The organism is Pseudomonas sp. NFX1 (genome assembly GCF_051123555.1).
GTDB classification, from domain to species: Bacteria; Pseudomonadota; Gammaproteobacteria; order Pseudomonadales; family Pseudomonadaceae; genus Aquipseudomonas; species Aquipseudomonas capeferrum.
Genome location: NZ_CP169366.1, coordinates 1,371,871 through 1,387,942, shown reverse-complemented (window position 1 = coordinate 1,387,942; position 16,072 = coordinate 1,371,871). Strand labels below are relative to the sequence as shown.

Below are 16,072 nucleotides of genomic sequence, written 5' to 3'. Positions count from 1 at the left end.
CGCGACGCAAGGCCGCTCCTACAAAGGCACCGGCACCGCGGTTAGAACGCCTTGCTGTAGAACAGCGAGTACGACTCGATCCCGTCGTTCGGCTGCTTGATGCCCGCATTCGAGTAGTGCATGGCGCGGATGCCTACCTTCTGCGCCCCAGGCAGCTTCAGGCCAAAGCCGATGCGGTCCTCGAAGTTGACCGCAGAACCCAGCCGCTGGTTGCCCACATCCGTCTTGGAAAACGCTGCCAGGCCAATACCGGCCTCGATGTAGGGGGTGTAGGTGAAGCCGCTGAACTCGTAGGTGAACACCGGGCTGAACGACAGCGAGTGCGCGCCGCTGGCTTCGCCACCCTCCCAATAGGTGTAAGCCGCATCCCAGTAACCGGTCACATAGCCGGTACTGCTTTCCAGCCATTTCTTGTCCCAATCGAACGACAGGCCGATTCGGTAGGTCATGTCGCCTTGGCCGGTGGCACCCACGGCACCGGAAATCTGCGCAGCCTGAGCCAGATTGGCCCCGGCGAAGGCCAGCACTGCAGCGGCCAGCGAAGCAGCGAGACGGGTTTTCATCAATGACATCTCCTGATGGTCTACACGGCAAGTGGGGGCTTGAGCCCCTCGATCTTGTGCGGTGGCCGGCGCATCCAGACCGGTCACACGAGGTAATACTTTCTCGATTATTGTCCAGATAATCAGAAAGTTGAAAGGGCTTTGCCACTATCGGCTAATACTGACAGCAAACGCCCTGCGCGTGGCCGTACGGGTTCAGTCATACACCCCCTCTTCATGCTCCCCTAACAGCCGCCGCTGCCTGGGCGTGGCCTGCTCCAGCACACGTGGGTTGAACTGCCAATGCAGGTACGGTGAAAACTTCTGCGCCACCATGCGCCGGCCGTAATGCACTTGCAGCATGTCGCGCTCGCGCGCCTGCGTGCAGTTGGCGCCGCCGCTGTGCCAGACATCACTGCGAAACAGCAAAGCATCCCCCGCCTTGCACAACACTGGATGCGCTTCACGCCCTTGCCATTGCACTTCGCCGGCCTGCGGCGGGCGAGCGGCACGATGGCTGCCCGGTACGATCCAGGTCGGCCCGATGCTGTGATCGATATCACTGAGGTACACCTGCGCGGTCAGAATCTGCATGGGCTGGGTAAAGGCCCCGCGCTCGCCGATCCAGGCCGGCAGTTGCAGGGGCAGATGGTCAAAGTGCAGCGCCATGCCGGGGTAACCGGGGTGGCTACGCCAGGCGGTCTGGCCGATCACGTGGCAGTCCTCGCCAAGCGCGGCCTCTGCCAGGTTGATCAGCGGTGGCAGATCAAGAAACGGCAACCACAGCGGGTTGCGGTTGAACACGCACTTGTAGTGTTCGAGCAGCCCCTGGTAGTCCCAGTGAATCGGCTGCAAGTCATCGATGGCGCAGCGCAGCAGCGCGATGCGCAGGGGTTCGAGCACACCGGGGATCAGCACGAAACCCTGCTCGTCGAGCATCTCCAGTTGAAGGTCCAGGCTCATGGCTATGCACTCCTTTTCAGCAGGAGTACAAATGTACCCCTGCCCGAAATATGCCAGTCAACGCCAGTGCAAGTTCACCGTGGCAGGTGCTTTGCCATCCACTACCACCTGTTGCTGGACAGTCTCACCCTCGGCATTGCCGGTGACCTTGTAATGACCCGGTGGTAGCTGCACAAAGAGCAGCGGGCCGACATCGGTAACGCTGAGCACGGGCTGCCCTTGCGCACTTTGAATATCAACAGAGGCACCGCTCTGGAACTTTCCTTCCGCGCCAGTCGAGAGCTCGATGTGCAAGTCATAGCCTTTGGTCTTGCGCAAGGCATTGGCTTCATCCTGGCCGATACCGCCTTGCAGGTAACGCACCCCGTTCTGCTCTTGCGGTTGCAACTGCACGGCCTGCATGTCGATGGGCGCATTGAGGTCGGCGGCTGCCGCCAACGTCCAGGGCAACGCCAGGGTGAGCAGCAGCGCCGCGCCAAGGGCATAGTGATGATTGCGCATGGTATGACCCTCCTTCTGAGGATGGTTTACCTATTATCCGATCATTTGAAGGCACTGGCGTTTGCACTGATGCGTGGTCGTCCAGCCACGTCTACAGCCTCGCGGAGTGCTGCAGCGCGATTGTTCACGGGCTTGTTACTTGCGGTGTTTACGACAGCTATTTTCATAAACAGCCTGGATCAGAAATAACTTGCAAATCACACATTCGCTTACATCCAAACGCTCGACATGACACCAACTATCGGTACATGGTTATTTACCCTGCTTGCACAAACCAATATACGTTCAGTTTACAGCTGAGTGAGACAGTAGGGAATTTCCTACAAACATCTGGCTCAGCATCGCACCACCCAGAGAAACTACTTAGCACGTTGACCTCTATAAACAATGAACGCACGAACGCCACGGTAGGCATTTGATTAATTTTTGGAGCGCGCAGCACGCAATGGACAGGCCCGATGAAGACATACGTCGAAAACAAGCCGATATCGCGCTAAGCAGCGCACACCCGTACGCCTACTTCCAGCTACTGGGACTGATGCACCCGTTGTACGAGGATGTCTCGAACAGCGCCCCCCTGTCCCCAGAGGCCCGGCGCCGATTAAGCAGGCGAGTAGTAGCAGTTAGAAGTTATTCAACACATTATGAAAGAGTTCCTTTATGAAACGACGTCAATTTTTTATGGGTAGCGCGCTTGCATTGGCTTCAACAGCATCTCCTCTGTTCTTAAGAAAACTGGCAGATGCCTCACCACAGCAGAAGGCAGCGAGGCTACCAATAATGCCCACTTGCCCAACGGACGGCGAAGCGATCAAGCTGATCAATGCACAGATGAGTCGTATCGCCGGTGTCCATGCGTGTACCCGTCCATTCCGCCACGCGGGGCCGCGCATAGAAGCAGAGCTGCTGGGAAGCAAGCTTGTGGTACACAATTATGGGCATGGTGGTTCTGGTTGGTCACTCTCCTGGGGTTCAAGTATGCAAGCATTACGCATGGCACAGGCAGCGACGCCTGGGCTGCGTACCCTTGGTGTTATCGGGTGCGGCCCGCTTGGCCTTACTTCTGCGTTATTGGCACAACACGCGGGTCTGTCTGTACGTATATACGCAAAGGCCCTACCACCGAACGTGTCATCCATGGGAGCCACCGGATTATGGTCCCCGGATTCGCGCTTCTGCGACCTGCAACATGAGGCTGACTGGGCGGCACGCTGGAATGAGATGGCTAGAACTTCATTCGATAAGTATCAGCAAACGGCGGGTTTGCCAGGCAGACTAGTCGAATGGTTCAATGGTTATAAACTCTCCGATACACCATTCCCGGTTAAAGACCTCTACGGCTCGCCTCCACAAACAAAAGATGAAGACGAGCCTGAGTATGCTAGGTTTGCAAACGACTTCCTGCCGCCGCAGATAGATCTGCTTCCTGGCGGTCACCCGTTCCCAACCCGATACGCGCGGTGCTGGACCAGCTTGATGTTCAACATCACGCCCTATGCGAGTAAGCTGGTGGCTGATTTCTTGGCCGCTGGTGGAAAGGTTGATATCAGGGCATTCAACCATCCAAACGAGCTGCTGACATTGCCAGAATGCACCTTTATCAACGCTACCGGTTACGGTGCCAAGGCGTTGTTCAATGACGAGACCGTTATTCCTGTGCGCGGGCAAACAGTGCGTTTGATGCCGCAGCCGGAGGTCATCCACGGATTAAGAGCTGAACAGTTTCTCGTCATGCCGCGTCGTGACGGATTGATCGTGCAGAATATGGACGAAACAGGGAACTTCAACAATAGCAACGATGCGCCAGACCTTGTTGAGGCCAAGGCCATTCTTGAGCAAGCTGCAACGTTTATCGCACGCATTGGATAGTTGCATCGCATTGGGTACTGGTCAACTTGCCGCACGCTGCGTCACGTTGAACCGTGGAAGCCGAACCCGCTCGCGTTCTGCATCCCCTGAGCCAGGAGATCTATCAACGTCATGGTGATCCAGCCTGATCGCCAGCGCTTCCCCGGCAGCGTCCATCGTTGAGTCGATCAAACCCAAGGAGAGCGCCTTCGGGTCGTGACAGGCTTCGTATTTCTCGAAGCCCCACCCCCGAGGCCTCCCAAGCTTCCTGAACCCGGCGTGTGCTATACCCCCCCTTCGTTATGGCACCCGAAACATCAACTCAGGCGCCGCTCTTCAAGCAACTTCACAAACATGCTCAAACTCCGCGAAACCGCGCCCCGCCGCCACACCAGCCACGTCTTCAAATAGCGAAAATCCTCCGACATCGGCCAGGCGCTCACCGTGCTGCAACCCGGCATGTTGTCGAGCATGCTGCGCGGCATCATGGCCAGCCCCGCCCCGGCGCTCACGCAGGCCAGCATCCCGTGATAAGACTCCATCTCATGGATCTTGCCCGGCACGGCCTGGTCCTGCACAAACCAGTTCTCGAAATGATGGCGGTACGAGCAGTTGGCGCGAAACGCGTAGATGCTCTCGCCGTTGACGTCCTGGGCACGGGTTACCGGTGCATGGTTGAGGGGCGCGATGACCATCATCTCTTCCTCGAATACCGGCATGCCCTCCAGGGTTGGATGCAGCAGCGGCCCGTCGACGAACGCCGCGACCAGGCGCCCGGACAATACCCCTTCGAGCATGGTCCCGGAAGGCCCGGTCGAGAGGTCGAGGTCGACCTTGGGGTAGCGCTGGTTGTACGCCGCCAGCAACGCAGGAATACGCACTGCCGCGGTGCTTTCCAGCGAGCCCAGGGCAAAGGTGCCCTGCGGGTCCTCGCCCGCCACGGTCAACCGCGCCTCGTGCACCAGGTCGAGAATGCGCCGGGTGTACTCGAGAAAGTTCCAACCCGCCGGCGACAGGCGCAGGCGGCTCTTCTCGCGGATGAACAGCTCTACGCCCAGGTCTTCTTCCAACTGCTTGATGCGCGTGGTCAGGTTCGAGGGCACCCGATGGATATGCTGCGCGGCAGCGCTGATGCTGCCCTGCTCGGCCACTGCCTTGAAGATTTCCAGTTGCACCAGGTCCACAGTCATTCTCCAAACGTGAATGTTTCGCTCATTATTATTCAGTTTTCATTAAAACCCTACACCACTAGTCTGGCGTCACTGATTAACAACAACGAGAGTGTCCGCCATGAGCGCGATCAGCAGCCTGACCCATGCCATCTCCCTCGACCCGCACAGCGGCGAGCAGATTGGCGCCTACCCCTTCGATACCGACGCCGCACTGGAAGCGGCGCTGCAACGTGCCAAGGTGGGCTATGGGCAATGGCGGCTGGTGTCGCTGGGTCAGCGCAGCGAGTACCTGCTTGCCCTGGCCTGCACCCTCGAAGCCAAGGCCGAAGCCTTTGCGCAGATGATCAGCCGTGAAATCGGCAAGCCGATCACGCAGGCCCGTGGCGAAGTGAGCAAGTGCGTGGGGCTGTGCCGCTGGTATGCCGAGCACGGCCCGGCCATGCTGGCAGCAGAGCCGACGCAGATCGAGAAAGCCCGCATCGAGTACCGCCCGCTGGGGCCGATCCTGGCCGTGATGCCGTGGAATTTCCCGGTCTGGCAGGTGCTGCGCGGCGCTGTGCCGGCGATCCTCGCCGGTAACACCTACGTGCTCAAGCATGCCCCGAACGTCATGGGCAGCGCTTACCTGTTGGGTGAACTGTTCAAGGATGCCGGCCTGCCGGAGGGCGTCTTCGAAGTGCTGAACGTGACGCCGGACGGTGTCACCCGCGCCATCAACGACCCACGCATTGCCGCCGTGACCCTGACCGGCAGTGTGCGCGCTGGCATGGCGATTGGTGCACAAGCCGGGGCCGCGCTGAAGAAGTGCGTGCTGGAGCTGGGCGGGTCCGACCCGTTCATCGTGCTGGCCGACGCCGACCTGGATGCCGCAGTCAAGGCGGCTGTCATCGGTCGCTACCAGAACACCGGCCAGGTCTGCGCCGCGGCCAAGCGCCTTATTGTCGAAGAGAGCATCGTTGAAGCCTTCACCCGCAAGTTCGTTGAAGCGACGCGCGCGCTGAAAGTCGGCAACCCGCTGGAAGACGACACTTACATCGGCCCGATGGCCCGCTATGACCTGCGCGACGAACTCGATGGCCAGGTCCAGGCGACCCTTGCCGAAGGCGCTACCCTGCTGCTGGGTGGCAACAAGGTCGAAGGCGTGGGCAACTTCTACGCACCGACCGTGTTTGCCAACGTCACCCCTGAGATGACCGCGTTCAAGCAGGAGCTGTTCGGGCCCGTGGCCGCGATCATCACGGCGCAGGATGCCGACCATGCAGTGGCATTGGCCAACGACAGCGAGTTCGGCCTGGCCGCGACTATCTACACAGCTGACTATGCTCTGGCTGAACGCATGACCGCGGCACTGGATACCGGTGGCGTGTTCATCAACGGCTACTGCGCATCCGACCCGCGCGTCGCCTTTGGTGGCGTGAAGAAGAGTGGTTTTGGCCGTGAGCTGTCGCACTTTGGTGTACGCGAGTTCACCAACGCACAGACGGTGTGGCTGGACCGTAACTGACCGGTGCATTGGGGTCGCCTTGCGGCCCCAATCACTTCAATCCCTGACCTGGTCTTTCACCCAGTCCAGCATCCCACCTGGCACGATCAGCTCATGCCGTGCCCGCGAACAGGCGGTATACAGGCCCGCCAGCATCCGTGCACGTTCGTTGCGATTGCCCGCCACCACCGGCGTGACCATCAGCTCCGGTGACACCATCACCCGGGCGAACTCCATGTTCTTCACGTCGCTCACCCGCCCCAGGAACAGCTTGGGCGCCTTGTCCCAGCGATAACGGCTCTTGGCCTTGGCAAAATGCTCTGGCGTATAGCCCTTGCGCAGCATGTTGGCCACCGCCACGAAGGCCTTGTCATCGCCCTTGTCCTGTTCCAGCGCCTGCCAGCTGGCGTAGCGGAACAACATGGGGTGGCGCGGCCGGGTGCCAAACCGGTACAGCTCGATGCAGTCCTCGACGAACAGCTCGAAATCCTTGCGTGCGCTCTTCAGCAGCACGAAGGGCACGCCTTGGTGAGTGAGGCGCTGGAACCAGCCAAACAGCCCCCATTCATCATCGACGATCAACGCCGTGGGCTGTTCCGGCACCGTGACGGTGTCGAAGAAGCTGACCCGGGTGTAGTGTTCGGCACTGCCACTGAACGCGGCCTGGATCTTGGCCGGGTGCGCCTGGATCAACGGGTTGAGCACGTTGTCCATCGCCGGCCCGGCGCGCAGCGAATGGTCGATGTAGCGCTGACGGATAAAGCCGCCATGGTGCGGGCTCAGGCCGTTGAGGTTCTGCAGCTCGTCGCCCAGGGTGATGACCGATTGCGGGCTGCGGTCCAGCACCGCGAGCATCGGCGCCGAAAGCTCGTGGGCCTCGTCGACGATGATGTGGGTGTAACGGCTGTCGATCACGTCCTGCGTCAACGACAGCAGTTTGACCCGGTGGTAATCACGCACCGGCAGCTGGATTTCCCGCGTTGATGGGCGGATCAGCTCCTGCCAGTACAAGCGCGCCTTCTCCAGCAGCACTTCCTGGTCCAGCGGCGAGGTGCCGGGCCCAGCCCAGGGCAAATGGTGCAACTGCAACTGGGCATCGCCGGTTCGGCAAAAACTGCGCACGGCCTTGATACACAAGGCCACGACATCGCGAGCGTCAAGCGGGCCGATATCGGGGATATTCAACCACTTCACCACCTGCGCTTCCTGCGGGCGCCAGGACAGCTTGGTGCGATACGGGTCGCGCAGGCGCCAACCATTACTGGTGAGGTCACGGTTGAGTAGTTCGTCTGCCAACTGCCCGAAGGTCAGCGCGGTGTAGGCCTGGGCATCCTTGACGCGTGCCTGCAATGCGCGCAGTTGGCCCTCGGTCAAGGCCAGCAGCAGCGTGCGCGGGGGGTCGAGCAAGCGGGCGAACTGGTGGATCAGGAAGGTCTTGCCGGTGCCGGCGAAACCTTGCACCGCAACAGACTCGTCGACGCCGGAGAGAAACTCTCGCAGCAGGCGGTTTTGTTGATCACTCAACAAAAGGTCACTGGCCAATGAGGGCAGGTAGACCGGGTGCAGCGGCGTGACCTGCTGCCGGTAGCTGTCGGCAAAGCGGAAATTCCACTGGCCTTCGGCATCGAGCAACGTGTCGCTGTCGTACTCGACCTCGGTGGCCAGCAGCCCGATGCCATTCTCACCCAGCATGCCCAGCCCCATGGCGAACGCCTCGCGGTCGAAGTGCTGCGCCACCTGGCCCTGAAAGCGGCCCGGTGCGGCGGTTTCGACTTCGCTGGCGATGCGCACGATTTCGGCAAAGCGCCGTTCCTGTGCGTCTGCCGTCCCAATGGCCGGCTGGCGCGGCAGGTTCTGCACAAACAGCACTGCAGCCGCCTGCACAACACTGGCAGTTGAGAAAAAGTCGCTGGCAGCAGGCTCGCTGGCGAGACGGTCGGCTAGGTCACTGGGCAAAGGCAGGTAGAACATCGGGACCTCGGGTGGGAACAGCCCGGCACGATAACAACTTTCCGAGGGGTGTGCTGGGTTCAGTGTTGCCCTCAGCCCCTGCCCCGCTTCAGCGTTTCACTCGGCAACTCGCGGAACAACTGCCGGTAGCTTTCGGAAAACCGCCCCAGGTGCCAGAACGACCAGCGCATCGCCACCTCGGCCACCGTGACATCGGCCTGGCGCAGCAGGTCTCGGCGCGCGCCGTTGAGGCGGCGCAAGCGCAGCCAGTGCGCCGGCGGCATACCGGTGAACGCCTTGAACGCCTGTTGCAACTGGCGCAGGGAAACACCGGCCACGTCGGCCAGCGCAATCAAATTGAGCGTCTCTTCGGGGCAGTCCGCCGCCCACTCACTGACCCGGCGCATGATCTCGCGCGCTTCACTTCGCCTGCCCAGCGCACCACCGTCCAGGCGCTGGCAGGCACTGTCGAGAATGAACAGGCAGTCTTCCAGCAGTTGCTCGGCCAGCGCCTGCCCCTGCAACGGGCAATCGGCATGGCCCAGGCGGGTCAGGGTGGCGCTCAGCCAACTGCCGAACAACGCGTTCTGGCCACTGCCCAACGGCACCATGAACAGCCCGTCCAGGCGCTGGGTATCGAGACCATGACGGGCCAGGAACGCCTGGTCGAACACCACCGCCACCTCTTCGTAGTTTTCCGGGGTGATCCAGATATTACGGCTCTGCTCGTTGAGCAGGTAAAGGCTGTTCTCCGTGCGGTCGAAGCAGAACGCCAGCGAACCGCTCGGGGGGCGGAAGAATTGCTCGACACGGGTGTTGAGACGCTCTTCATACACCTCCACGCCGTCCAGCCCCAGGCAGCGCAGTTCGCCACTGAAGTGCCCCGGCGACATTTGCCGGTACTGCTGTTGCCAGCCTGGGGTGGCACGCACCTGCTCGGTGACATCGGTGGTGTGGAAAGCCTGGACCTGCAAGGCATTGGGCGTTGTCACGCATCGTCCTGTTGCACTCTTTTGGTGCATTGATTGCCGGAGAAAGTGGATAGATTGCCCTGGGGGCTGCGACCAAGATAGTCCCCAGCGCGTCACCTGGGAAGCCACCGGCTCCCGCCGCGCACACAAAAACCCAACCAAGAGGTCTGTATGAACGCCCCCTTCGATCAGCTGTCCACCTGGCTGAAAGAACACCGGATCACCGAAGTCGAATGCGTGATCAGCGACCTGACCGGCATCGCCCGCGGCAAGATCGCGCCCACCGCCAAGTTTCTGCATGAGCGCGGCATGCGCCTGCCCGAAAGCGTGCTGCTGCAGACGGTCACCGGCGACTACGTTGACGACGACATCTACTACAGCCTGCTCGATGCCGCCGACATCGACATGATCTGCCGCCCTGACCCGGCTGCGGTGTACCAGATCCCCTGGGCGATCGAGCCGACCGCGATCGTCATTCACGACACCTTCGACAAGCAAGGCAACCCCATCGAGCTGTCACCGCGCAACGTGTTGAAGAAGGTGCTCAAGCTTTACGCCGACCAAGGCTGGCAGCCGATCGTCGCGCCGGAGATGGAGTTCTACCTGACCAAGCGCTGCGAAGACCCGGACCTGCCACTGCAGGTACCGTTGGGCCGCTCCGGGCGCGCTGAAAGCGGTCGCCAGTCGTTCTCGATCGACGCCGCCAACGAATTCGACCCGCTGTTCGAAGACGTCTACGACTGGTGCGAACTGCAGGGCCTGGACCTGGACACGCTGATCCACGAAGACGGCCCGGCGCAGATGGAGATCAACTTCCGCCACGGCGATGCCCTGGACCTGGCCGACCAGATCACCGTGTTCAAGCGCACCATGCGCGAGGCCGCGCTCAAGCACAACGTTGCGGCTACCTTCATGGCCAAGCCGATTACCGATGAACCTGGCAGCGCCATGCACCTGCACCAGAGCGTGGTGGACATCGCCACCGGCAAGCCGGTGTTCGCCAATCAAGACGGCAGCATGAGCGAGCTGTTCCTGCACCATATCGGCGGTTTGCAGAAGTACATCCCCAAGCTGCTGCCGATGTTCGCGCCGAACGTCAACTCGTTCCGCCGCTTCCTGCCGGACACCTCGGCACCGGTCAACGTCGAGTGGGGCGAAGAGAACCGCACCGCCGGGCTGCGTGTGCCAACCTCAAGCCCCGAGGCGATGCGCGTCGAGAACCGCCTGCCGGGCGCCGATGCCAACCCGTACCTGGCCATCGCCGCGAGCCTGCTGTGCGGCTACCTGGGCATGATCGAGAAGATCAACCCGAGCGCGCCGGTGCAGGGCCGGGCTTATGAGCGACGCAACCTGCGCCTGCCAATCACCATCGAAGATGCCCTGCAGCACATGGAAGACTGCGAGACCGTGCAGCAATACCTGGGCAAGCAATTCGTCCAGGGCTATGTCGCGGTCAAGCGTGCCGAGCACGAGAACTACAAACGGGTGATCAGCTCCTGGGAGCGTGAATTCCTGATGCTCAGCGTTTGATTTGCCCGGGGCGCGCGGCGCCCCACCTCCATCGAAACCGAGAACAAAACCAACGAGGTGTCGACATGCGTCATCTGCAATCCCTGGTTCCTGCTGCATTCACTTTGCTGTTCGGCGCTGCCGCCCATGCCGCACCGACCGTCAGCGTGTACAACTGGACCGACTACATCGGTGACACGACACTGGCCGACTTCCAGGCCAGCAGTGGGGTCAAGGTGGTCTATGACGTGTTCGACTCCAATGAAACCCTGGAGGGCAAACTGTTGGCCGGTCGCACCGGCTACGACGTGGTCGTGCCTTCCAACCACTTCCTCGCTCGCCAGGCCCAGGCCGGGGCCTTTTTACCGCTGGACCGCAGCAAGCTGCCCAACTGGAAGCACCTTGACCCAAAGCTGCTCAAGCAGCTTGAGCAGAACGACCCCGGCAACCAGTACGCAGTGCCCTACCTGTGGGGCACCAACGGCATCGGCTACAACGTCGACAAGGTCAAGGCCGCACTGGGCATCGACCACATCGACTCCTGGGCGGTGCTGTTCGAGCCCGAGAACCTGAAAAAACTCAAGCAGTGCGGCGTAGCCTTCATGGACTCGCCCGACGAGTTGTTCCCGGCGATCCTCAACTACCTGGGCATGGACCCACGTAGCGAAAACCCTGCGGACTACGCCAAGGCAGAAGCCCGCCTGCTCGAATTGCGCCCTTACATCACCTACTTCCACTCCTCAAAATATGTCTCTGACCTGGCCAACGGCGATGTCTGCGTAGCCTTCGGTTACTCCGGCGACGTGTTCCAGGCCGCCAACCGCGCGGTGGAGGCGAACAACGGCGTCAAGGTTGCCTACAGCATTCCCAAGGAAGGCAGCAACCTGTGGTTCGACCTGCTGGCCATCCCCAAGGACGCCGCCAACCCGGACCAGGCCCTGGCGTTCATCAACTACCTGCTTGAGCCGCAGGTGATCGCCAAGGTCAGCACCACGGTCGGCTATGCCAATGCCAACCCCGACGCCCAGGCCTACATGGACAAAGCCCTGGTGCAAAACCCCGAGGTCTATCCACCCCAGCACGTGCTGGACAAGCTGTACATCTCCAGCACGCCCAGCCCCAAGATAATGCGCGTGATGACCCGCTCCTGGAGCAAGATCAAGTCCAACCGCTGAGCCGAGAACACCCATGCCTTTCGATACCCTGCACACCGCTTCGTATTATGCCGCCACGGCACGCGACACGGCGCCCTACCCCAGCCTGGACGGCGAACTGACGGCCGATGTCTGCGTGGTCGGCGGCGGCCTCACTGGGGTCAATACCGCGCTGGAACTTGCCGAACGGGGGCTGTCGGTGATCTTGCTCGAAGGCCGGCGCATCGGTTGGGGCGCCAGCGGACGCAACGGGGGCCAACTGATCCGCGGCATCGGCCATGACGTCAGTGGTTTTGCCCGTTATGTCGGCCAGGATGGCGTGCGTTACCTGCAACAGGCTGGCATCGATTCGGTGGCCTTGGTGGCCAGGCGCATCGAGCAATACGGTATTGCCTGTGACCTGCGCTGGGGCTTCTGCGAACTGGCCAACACCCCCGCGCAGTTTGCCGCCTTCAAGGCCGAACAGGACGACCTCGCCGCGCTGGGTTATCGGCACGAAACACGCCTGGTCAGCCCCGAGCACATGCACCAGGTCGTCGCCAGCGACCAGTACGCCGGTGGTCTGGTGGACATGGGCTCGGGCCATCTGCACCCACTGGACCTGGTGCAGGGCGAGGCGCGCGCGGCTGCGGGCCTTGGCGTGCGCATCTTCGAGCAGAGCCCGGTACTGCGCATCGAGCATGGGCCTACCGTGACCCTGCACACCGCCCACGGCAAGGTCAGGGCACACAGCCTGGTACTGGGCTGCAACGCCCACCTCGATGAACTGGAGCCGCGCCTGAGTGGCAAGGTGCTGCCAGCCGGCAGCTATGTGGTGGCCACCCAGCCGTTGCCAGAGGCGCTTGCCAGTAGCCTGATCCCGCAGAACATGGCGCTGTGCGACCAGAAGGTCGGCCTGGACTACTACCGCCTCACCGCCGACCGCCGTTTGTTGTTCGGGGGTGCCTGCCATTATTCCGGGCGCGACCCCAAGGACATTGCCGCCTACATGCGGCCGAAGGTACTCAAGGTGTTCCCGCAACTGGCCGAGGTACGCATCGATTACCAATGGGGCGGCATGATCGGCATCACGGCCAACCGCTTCCCCCAGGTCGGGCGGCTAAGCCAGCACCCGAACGTCTACTACGCCCAGGGCTATTCGGGGCATGGGTTGAACGTGACCCACTGGACGGCCAAACTGCTCGCCGAAGGCATTGCCGTTGGCCAAAGCCAAGGGCTGGATGTGTTCAGTGCGGTACCGCACCTGACCTTCCCGGGCGGCAAGGCGCTGCGCTCACCACTGCTGGCGTTGGGGATGTTGTGGTATCGGTTGCGCGAGGTGCTGGGGTAGGCGCTGCCTCTGCGCCCTCATCATGCAAGCCTGTGTGATGAGGGCGAACCAATGTAGAACCTGAAGAATATTCGCTAACTTACTGATTTATAAGGCATGCAAGGTAATAGCATTTAGTACAAAGCACTTAAAGAATCGCTTGTAAGCCTTTGCATTGTATAATGTTTATCAATTTAAGCGCCGGCCCTGCAGGGCGCGGGGCAGATCGCGTCGAAATCTCGTAGGGTCACCTTGCCGATAGCACCCGCCTCATGCAGTACGGCAAGGTCATCACGCAACGACTCAATCAGTTTGCTGCTCACAACAGACCTCCACTAAAACACCCGACTGCAACGCCCGGCATACCGCCACCGCCTTTCGAGATTGCCCTTGACCACTGGCCAACTCCCCCGCACCTGCTAGCGTTGTTCTGGCCGACCCCTCATGGATGCATCACGATCATGAAATCACTGCCTCGCATCACCCTGTTATGCGCAGCTTTGCTTGCCGTCGCGGCCTGCTCCAGCAACCGCGTGGACCCCAGCGACTACTCAGGCTTCCTGAAGGACTACAGCCGCCTGCAACCCGCTGAAAGCCCTTCTGGCGCACCGGTGATGCGCTGGATGGACCCCAAGGTCAACGTCAATCAGTACAGCCAGGTGTTCATCGAGCCCAGTCAGTTCTACCCCAAACCGCAACCGACAGCGGTCATCTCGGCGCAGACGCTGCAGGAGATCACCCGTTACTTCAACGAAGCGATGCGCCGTGAACTGGGCAGTGTACTGACCCTGGCCAAGGCCCCCGGCCCGGGCACCATCGTCGTACGCCCGGCGATTACTGCGGTCTCCACCAGCAACGAGGGCTTCAAGGCCTACGAAGTGATCCCGATTGCGCTGATCTCGGCAGGCGTGAATACCGCCATGGGCGGCCGTGACCAGGACGTAGATGTGGGTGTCGAGGCAGCCTTCCTCGACGGCGCCAGCCAGAAGGTGCTCGCTCAGGTGGTGCGCAAGGGCGCAGGCAAGGAGCTAGAGAACGACACCCAGAAGCTGACCCTGGATGACGTCAAGCCCGTGCTGGATGGCTGGGCCAAGGACATGCGCGCAAGCTTTGTAGCGCTGAAACAGAAAAACCGCTAACCAGCCCCGGGGCCGCAAGGCGGCCCCGGGCAGGGTGAATCAGCACTCGACATAGGCGACAGCAAGGCCGCCGCGCGAGGTTTCCTTGTAGTTGGCATGCATGTCCGCACCGGTGTCGCGCAAGGTGCGGATAACCTGATCGAGCGAGATGAAGTGCTCGCCATCGCCGCGCAGGGCCATCTGCACCGCGTTGATTGCCTTGACCGCAGCAATCGCGTTGCGCTCGATGCACGGCACCTGCACCAGCCCGCCGACCGGGTCGCAGGTCAGGCCCAAGTTGTGCTCCAGGGCAATCTCGGCGGCATTTTCCAGTTGCGGTGGCGTGGCACCGAGCACTTCGGCAAGGCCGGCCGCCGCCATCGAGCACGCCGACCCCACTTCGCCCTGGCAACCGACTTCGGCACCGGAAATCGAAGCGTTGGTCTTGCACAGGATGCCGACTGCGGCCGCTGCAAGCAGGAACCTCACCACATCGTCATCGCAGGCATCCGGGTTGAACTTCATGTAGTAGTGCAGCACGGCCGGGATGATGCCTGCCGCACCGTTGGTGGGCGCCGTCACCATGCGCCCGCCGGCGGCGTTTTCTTCGTTTACCGCCAGGGCAAACAGGTTGACCCACTCCATGGCGCTAAGGGTCGAACCGATCACGTTCGGTTTGCCCAACTCCTGCAGGCTGCGGTGCAGTCGTGCGGCGCGGCGCTTGACCTTCAGGCCACCCGGCAGGATGCCCTCATTGCGCAGGCCATTTTCGACGCACTCACCCATTGCCGCCCAAATGCGCAGCAGCCCTTCGCGCACCTCGGCTTCCGTGCGCCAGGCACATTCGTTGGCCATCATCAGTTGCGCGACACTCAACCGGTGCGCCTTGCACAGCGCCAGTAGCTCAGCCGCGCTGGCAAACGGATACGGCTGGTCGACCGAACTCGTTTCACTCTGCGGGGCATCGACCTCAGCCTGCTCGACGATGAAACCGCCGCCCACCGAATAGTACGTCTGGCTGAAGAGGCTGCTCTGCCCGCCCAGCGCTTCCAGGGTCATGGCGTTCGGGTGATACGGCAGGCTTTCGTCCAGCAGCCGCATGTCGCGGGTGTAGTTGAACGCAAGCGGGTGGCTACCATCGAGCATCAGGCAGTGCTCCTGCATCAGCTGGTCGATCCGCGGCTCGATGGTGGCGGGGTCGATCCGGTCCGGCCACTGGCCCATCAGCCCGAGCAGGCACGCACGGTCGGTGGCGTGGCCAACCCCGGTGGCCGACAGCGAGCCATACAGCCGCACCTCGACGCGCGTCACCTGGGCCAGCAAACCGCGCTCGCGCAGGGCTTGGGCAAAGGTCGCCGCTGCCCGCATCGGGCCCACGGTATGGGAGCTCGAAGGGCCGATGCCGATTTTGAAGAGGTCGAAAACACTGATAGCCATACTAATGCCTGACCGGACTGGACAGAAACGCCCATGCACGGTTCTCTGGGAAAATTGAACGCTACTGCGAAGTTGAGCGATACTGACCTGCTGCGGCAAGGATGACCAACGAAAC

Annotated in this window: 13 protein-coding genes; 6 read left to right on the top strand and 7 right to left on the bottom strand. The window is 61.6% G+C overall.

Annotated elements, in window-relative coordinates; all coding sequences use genetic code 11:
• Positions 1-41: 41 nt before the first annotated feature.
• From DJ563_RS06110 to DJ563_RS06100, 3 genes are all read right to left on the bottom strand, one after another.
• Positions 42-563 (bottom strand): acyloxyacyl hydrolase, encoded by a 522-nt coding sequence (locus DJ563_RS06110; protein WP_274100723.1) that lies wholly within the window; start codon positions 561-563, stop codon positions 42-44.
• 195 nt (positions 564-758) lie between these two features.
• Positions 759-1,505, bottom strand: coding sequence for a phytanoyl-CoA dioxygenase family protein (locus tag DJ563_RS06105; RefSeq protein ID WP_434519039.1), 747 nt, complete (start codon positions 1,503-1,505; stop codon positions 759-761).
• Positions 1,506-1,562: 57 nt separating this feature from the next.
• Positions 1,563-2,006 (bottom strand): carboxypeptidase regulatory-like domain-containing protein, encoded by a 444-nt coding sequence (locus tag DJ563_RS06100; protein ID WP_434519038.1) that lies wholly within the window; start codon positions 2,004-2,006, stop codon positions 1,563-1,565.
• Between the two features lie 660 nt (positions 2,007-2,666).
• Here DJ563_RS06100 and DJ563_RS06095 point away from each other — a divergent pair.
• Positions 2,667-3,875 carry an FAD-dependent oxidoreductase gene (locus DJ563_RS06095; RefSeq protein WP_033697683.1) on the top strand — a complete coding sequence of 403 codons (1,209 nt, stop codon included), beginning with the start codon at positions 2,667-2,669 and terminating at the stop codon, positions 3,873-3,875.
• A 296-nt stretch (positions 3,876-4,171) separates the two neighbouring features.
• On the opposite strand, the gene ptrR is transcribed toward DJ563_RS06095, so the two are convergent.
• A complete protein-coding gene (ptrR, locus tag DJ563_RS06090; protein ID WP_033700022.1) occupies positions 4,172-5,038 on the bottom strand; it encodes a putrescine utilization regulator PtrR in 867 nt (288 codons plus the stop codon).
• Between the two features lie 106 nt (positions 5,039-5,144).
• On the opposite strand from ptrR, the gene DJ563_RS06085 reads away from it, so the two are divergent.
• Complete coding sequence (locus DJ563_RS06085) at positions 5,145-6,530, top strand: aldehyde dehydrogenase family protein (protein ID WP_434519037.1); 1,386 nt, start codon at positions 5,145-5,147, stop codon at positions 6,528-6,530.
• A gap of 36 nt (positions 6,531-6,566) precedes the next feature.
• Here the strand turns inward: DJ563_RS06085 and DJ563_RS06080 are convergent, their stop codons facing one another.
• Both DJ563_RS06080 and DJ563_RS06075 read right to left on the bottom strand, forming a co-directional pair.
• Entirely contained in the window at positions 6,567-8,480 is a 1,914-nt protein-coding gene (locus tag DJ563_RS06080; RefSeq protein ID WP_274098010.1) for a hypothetical protein, read from the bottom strand.
• Positions 8,481-8,551: 71 nt separating this feature from the next.
• Positions 8,552-9,451 (bottom strand): helix-turn-helix domain-containing protein, encoded by a 900-nt coding sequence (locus DJ563_RS06075; protein WP_274098009.1) that lies wholly within the window; start codon positions 9,449-9,451, stop codon positions 8,552-8,554.
• Between the two features lie 150 nt (positions 9,452-9,601).
• Here DJ563_RS06075 and DJ563_RS06070 point away from each other — a divergent pair, with 150 nt between their 5' ends.
• The 4 genes from DJ563_RS06070 to DJ563_RS06055 all read left to right on the top strand — a co-directional run bounded on the left by DJ563_RS06070 (position 9,602) and on the right by DJ563_RS06055 (position 14,541).
• Positions 9,602-10,960, top strand: coding sequence for a glutamine synthetase family protein (locus tag DJ563_RS06070; protein ID WP_274098008.1), 1,359 nt, complete (start codon positions 9,602-9,604; stop codon positions 10,958-10,960).
• 65 nt (positions 10,961-11,025) lie between these two features.
• On the top strand, positions 11,026-12,114 hold the full coding sequence (locus tag DJ563_RS06065) for a polyamine ABC transporter substrate-binding protein (RefSeq protein WP_274098007.1): 1,089 nt from the start codon (positions 11,026-11,028) through the stop codon (positions 12,112-12,114).
• A 13-nt stretch (positions 12,115-12,127) separates the two neighbouring features.
• Entirely contained in the window at positions 12,128-13,423 is a 1,296-nt protein-coding gene (locus DJ563_RS06060; RefSeq protein ID WP_434519036.1) for an NAD(P)/FAD-dependent oxidoreductase, read from the top strand.
• A gap of 440 nt (positions 13,424-13,863) precedes the next feature.
• Complete coding sequence (locus DJ563_RS06055; RefSeq protein ID WP_434519035.1) at positions 13,864-14,541, top strand: DUF3313 domain-containing protein; 678 nt, start codon at positions 13,864-13,866, stop codon at positions 14,539-14,541.
• 39 nt (positions 14,542-14,580) lie between these two features.
• Here the strand turns inward: DJ563_RS06055 and DJ563_RS06050 are convergent, their stop codons facing one another.
• Positions 14,581-15,957 carry an L-serine ammonia-lyase gene (locus DJ563_RS06050; RefSeq protein WP_274098004.1) on the bottom strand — a complete coding sequence of 459 codons (1,377 nt, stop codon included), beginning with the start codon at positions 15,955-15,957 and terminating at the stop codon, positions 14,581-14,583.
• Between the last annotated feature and the right edge of the window lie 115 nt (positions 15,958-16,072).

Coding starts and splice junctions, on each gene's coding strand:
- DJ563_RS06110 (WP_274100723.1), bottom strand. CDS start 563: ATGAAAACCCGTCTCGCTGCTTCGCTGGCCGCTGCAGTGCTGGCCTTC.
- DJ563_RS06105 (WP_434519039.1), bottom strand. CDS start 1,505: ATGAGCCTGGACCTTCAACTGGAGATGCTCGACGAGCAGGGTTTCGTG.
- DJ563_RS06100 (WP_434519038.1), bottom strand. CDS start 2,006: ATGCGCAATCATCACTATGCCCTTGGCGCGGCGCTGCTGCTCACCCTG.
- DJ563_RS06095 (WP_033697683.1), top strand. CDS start 2,667: ATGAAACGACGTCAATTTTTTATGGGTAGCGCGCTTGCATTGGCTTCA.
- DJ563_RS06085 (WP_434519037.1), top strand. CDS start 5,145: ATGAGCGCGATCAGCAGCCTGACCCATGCCATCTCCCTCGACCCGCAC.
- DJ563_RS06080 (WP_274098010.1), bottom strand. CDS start 8,480: ATGTTCTACCTGCCTTTGCCCAGTGACCTAGCCGACCGTCTCGCCAGC.
- DJ563_RS06070 (WP_274098008.1), top strand. CDS start 9,602: ATGAACGCCCCCTTCGATCAGCTGTCCACCTGGCTGAAAGAACACCGG.
- DJ563_RS06065 (WP_274098007.1), top strand. CDS start 11,026: ATGCGTCATCTGCAATCCCTGGTTCCTGCTGCATTCACTTTGCTGTTC.
- DJ563_RS06060 (WP_434519036.1), top strand. CDS start 12,128: ATGCCTTTCGATACCCTGCACACCGCTTCGTATTATGCCGCCACGGCA.
- DJ563_RS06055 (WP_434519035.1), top strand. CDS start 13,864: ATGAAATCACTGCCTCGCATCACCCTGTTATGCGCAGCTTTGCTTGCC.
- DJ563_RS06050 (WP_274098004.1), bottom strand. CDS start 15,957: ATGGCTATCAGTGTTTTCGACCTCTTCAAAATCGGCATCGGCCCTTCG.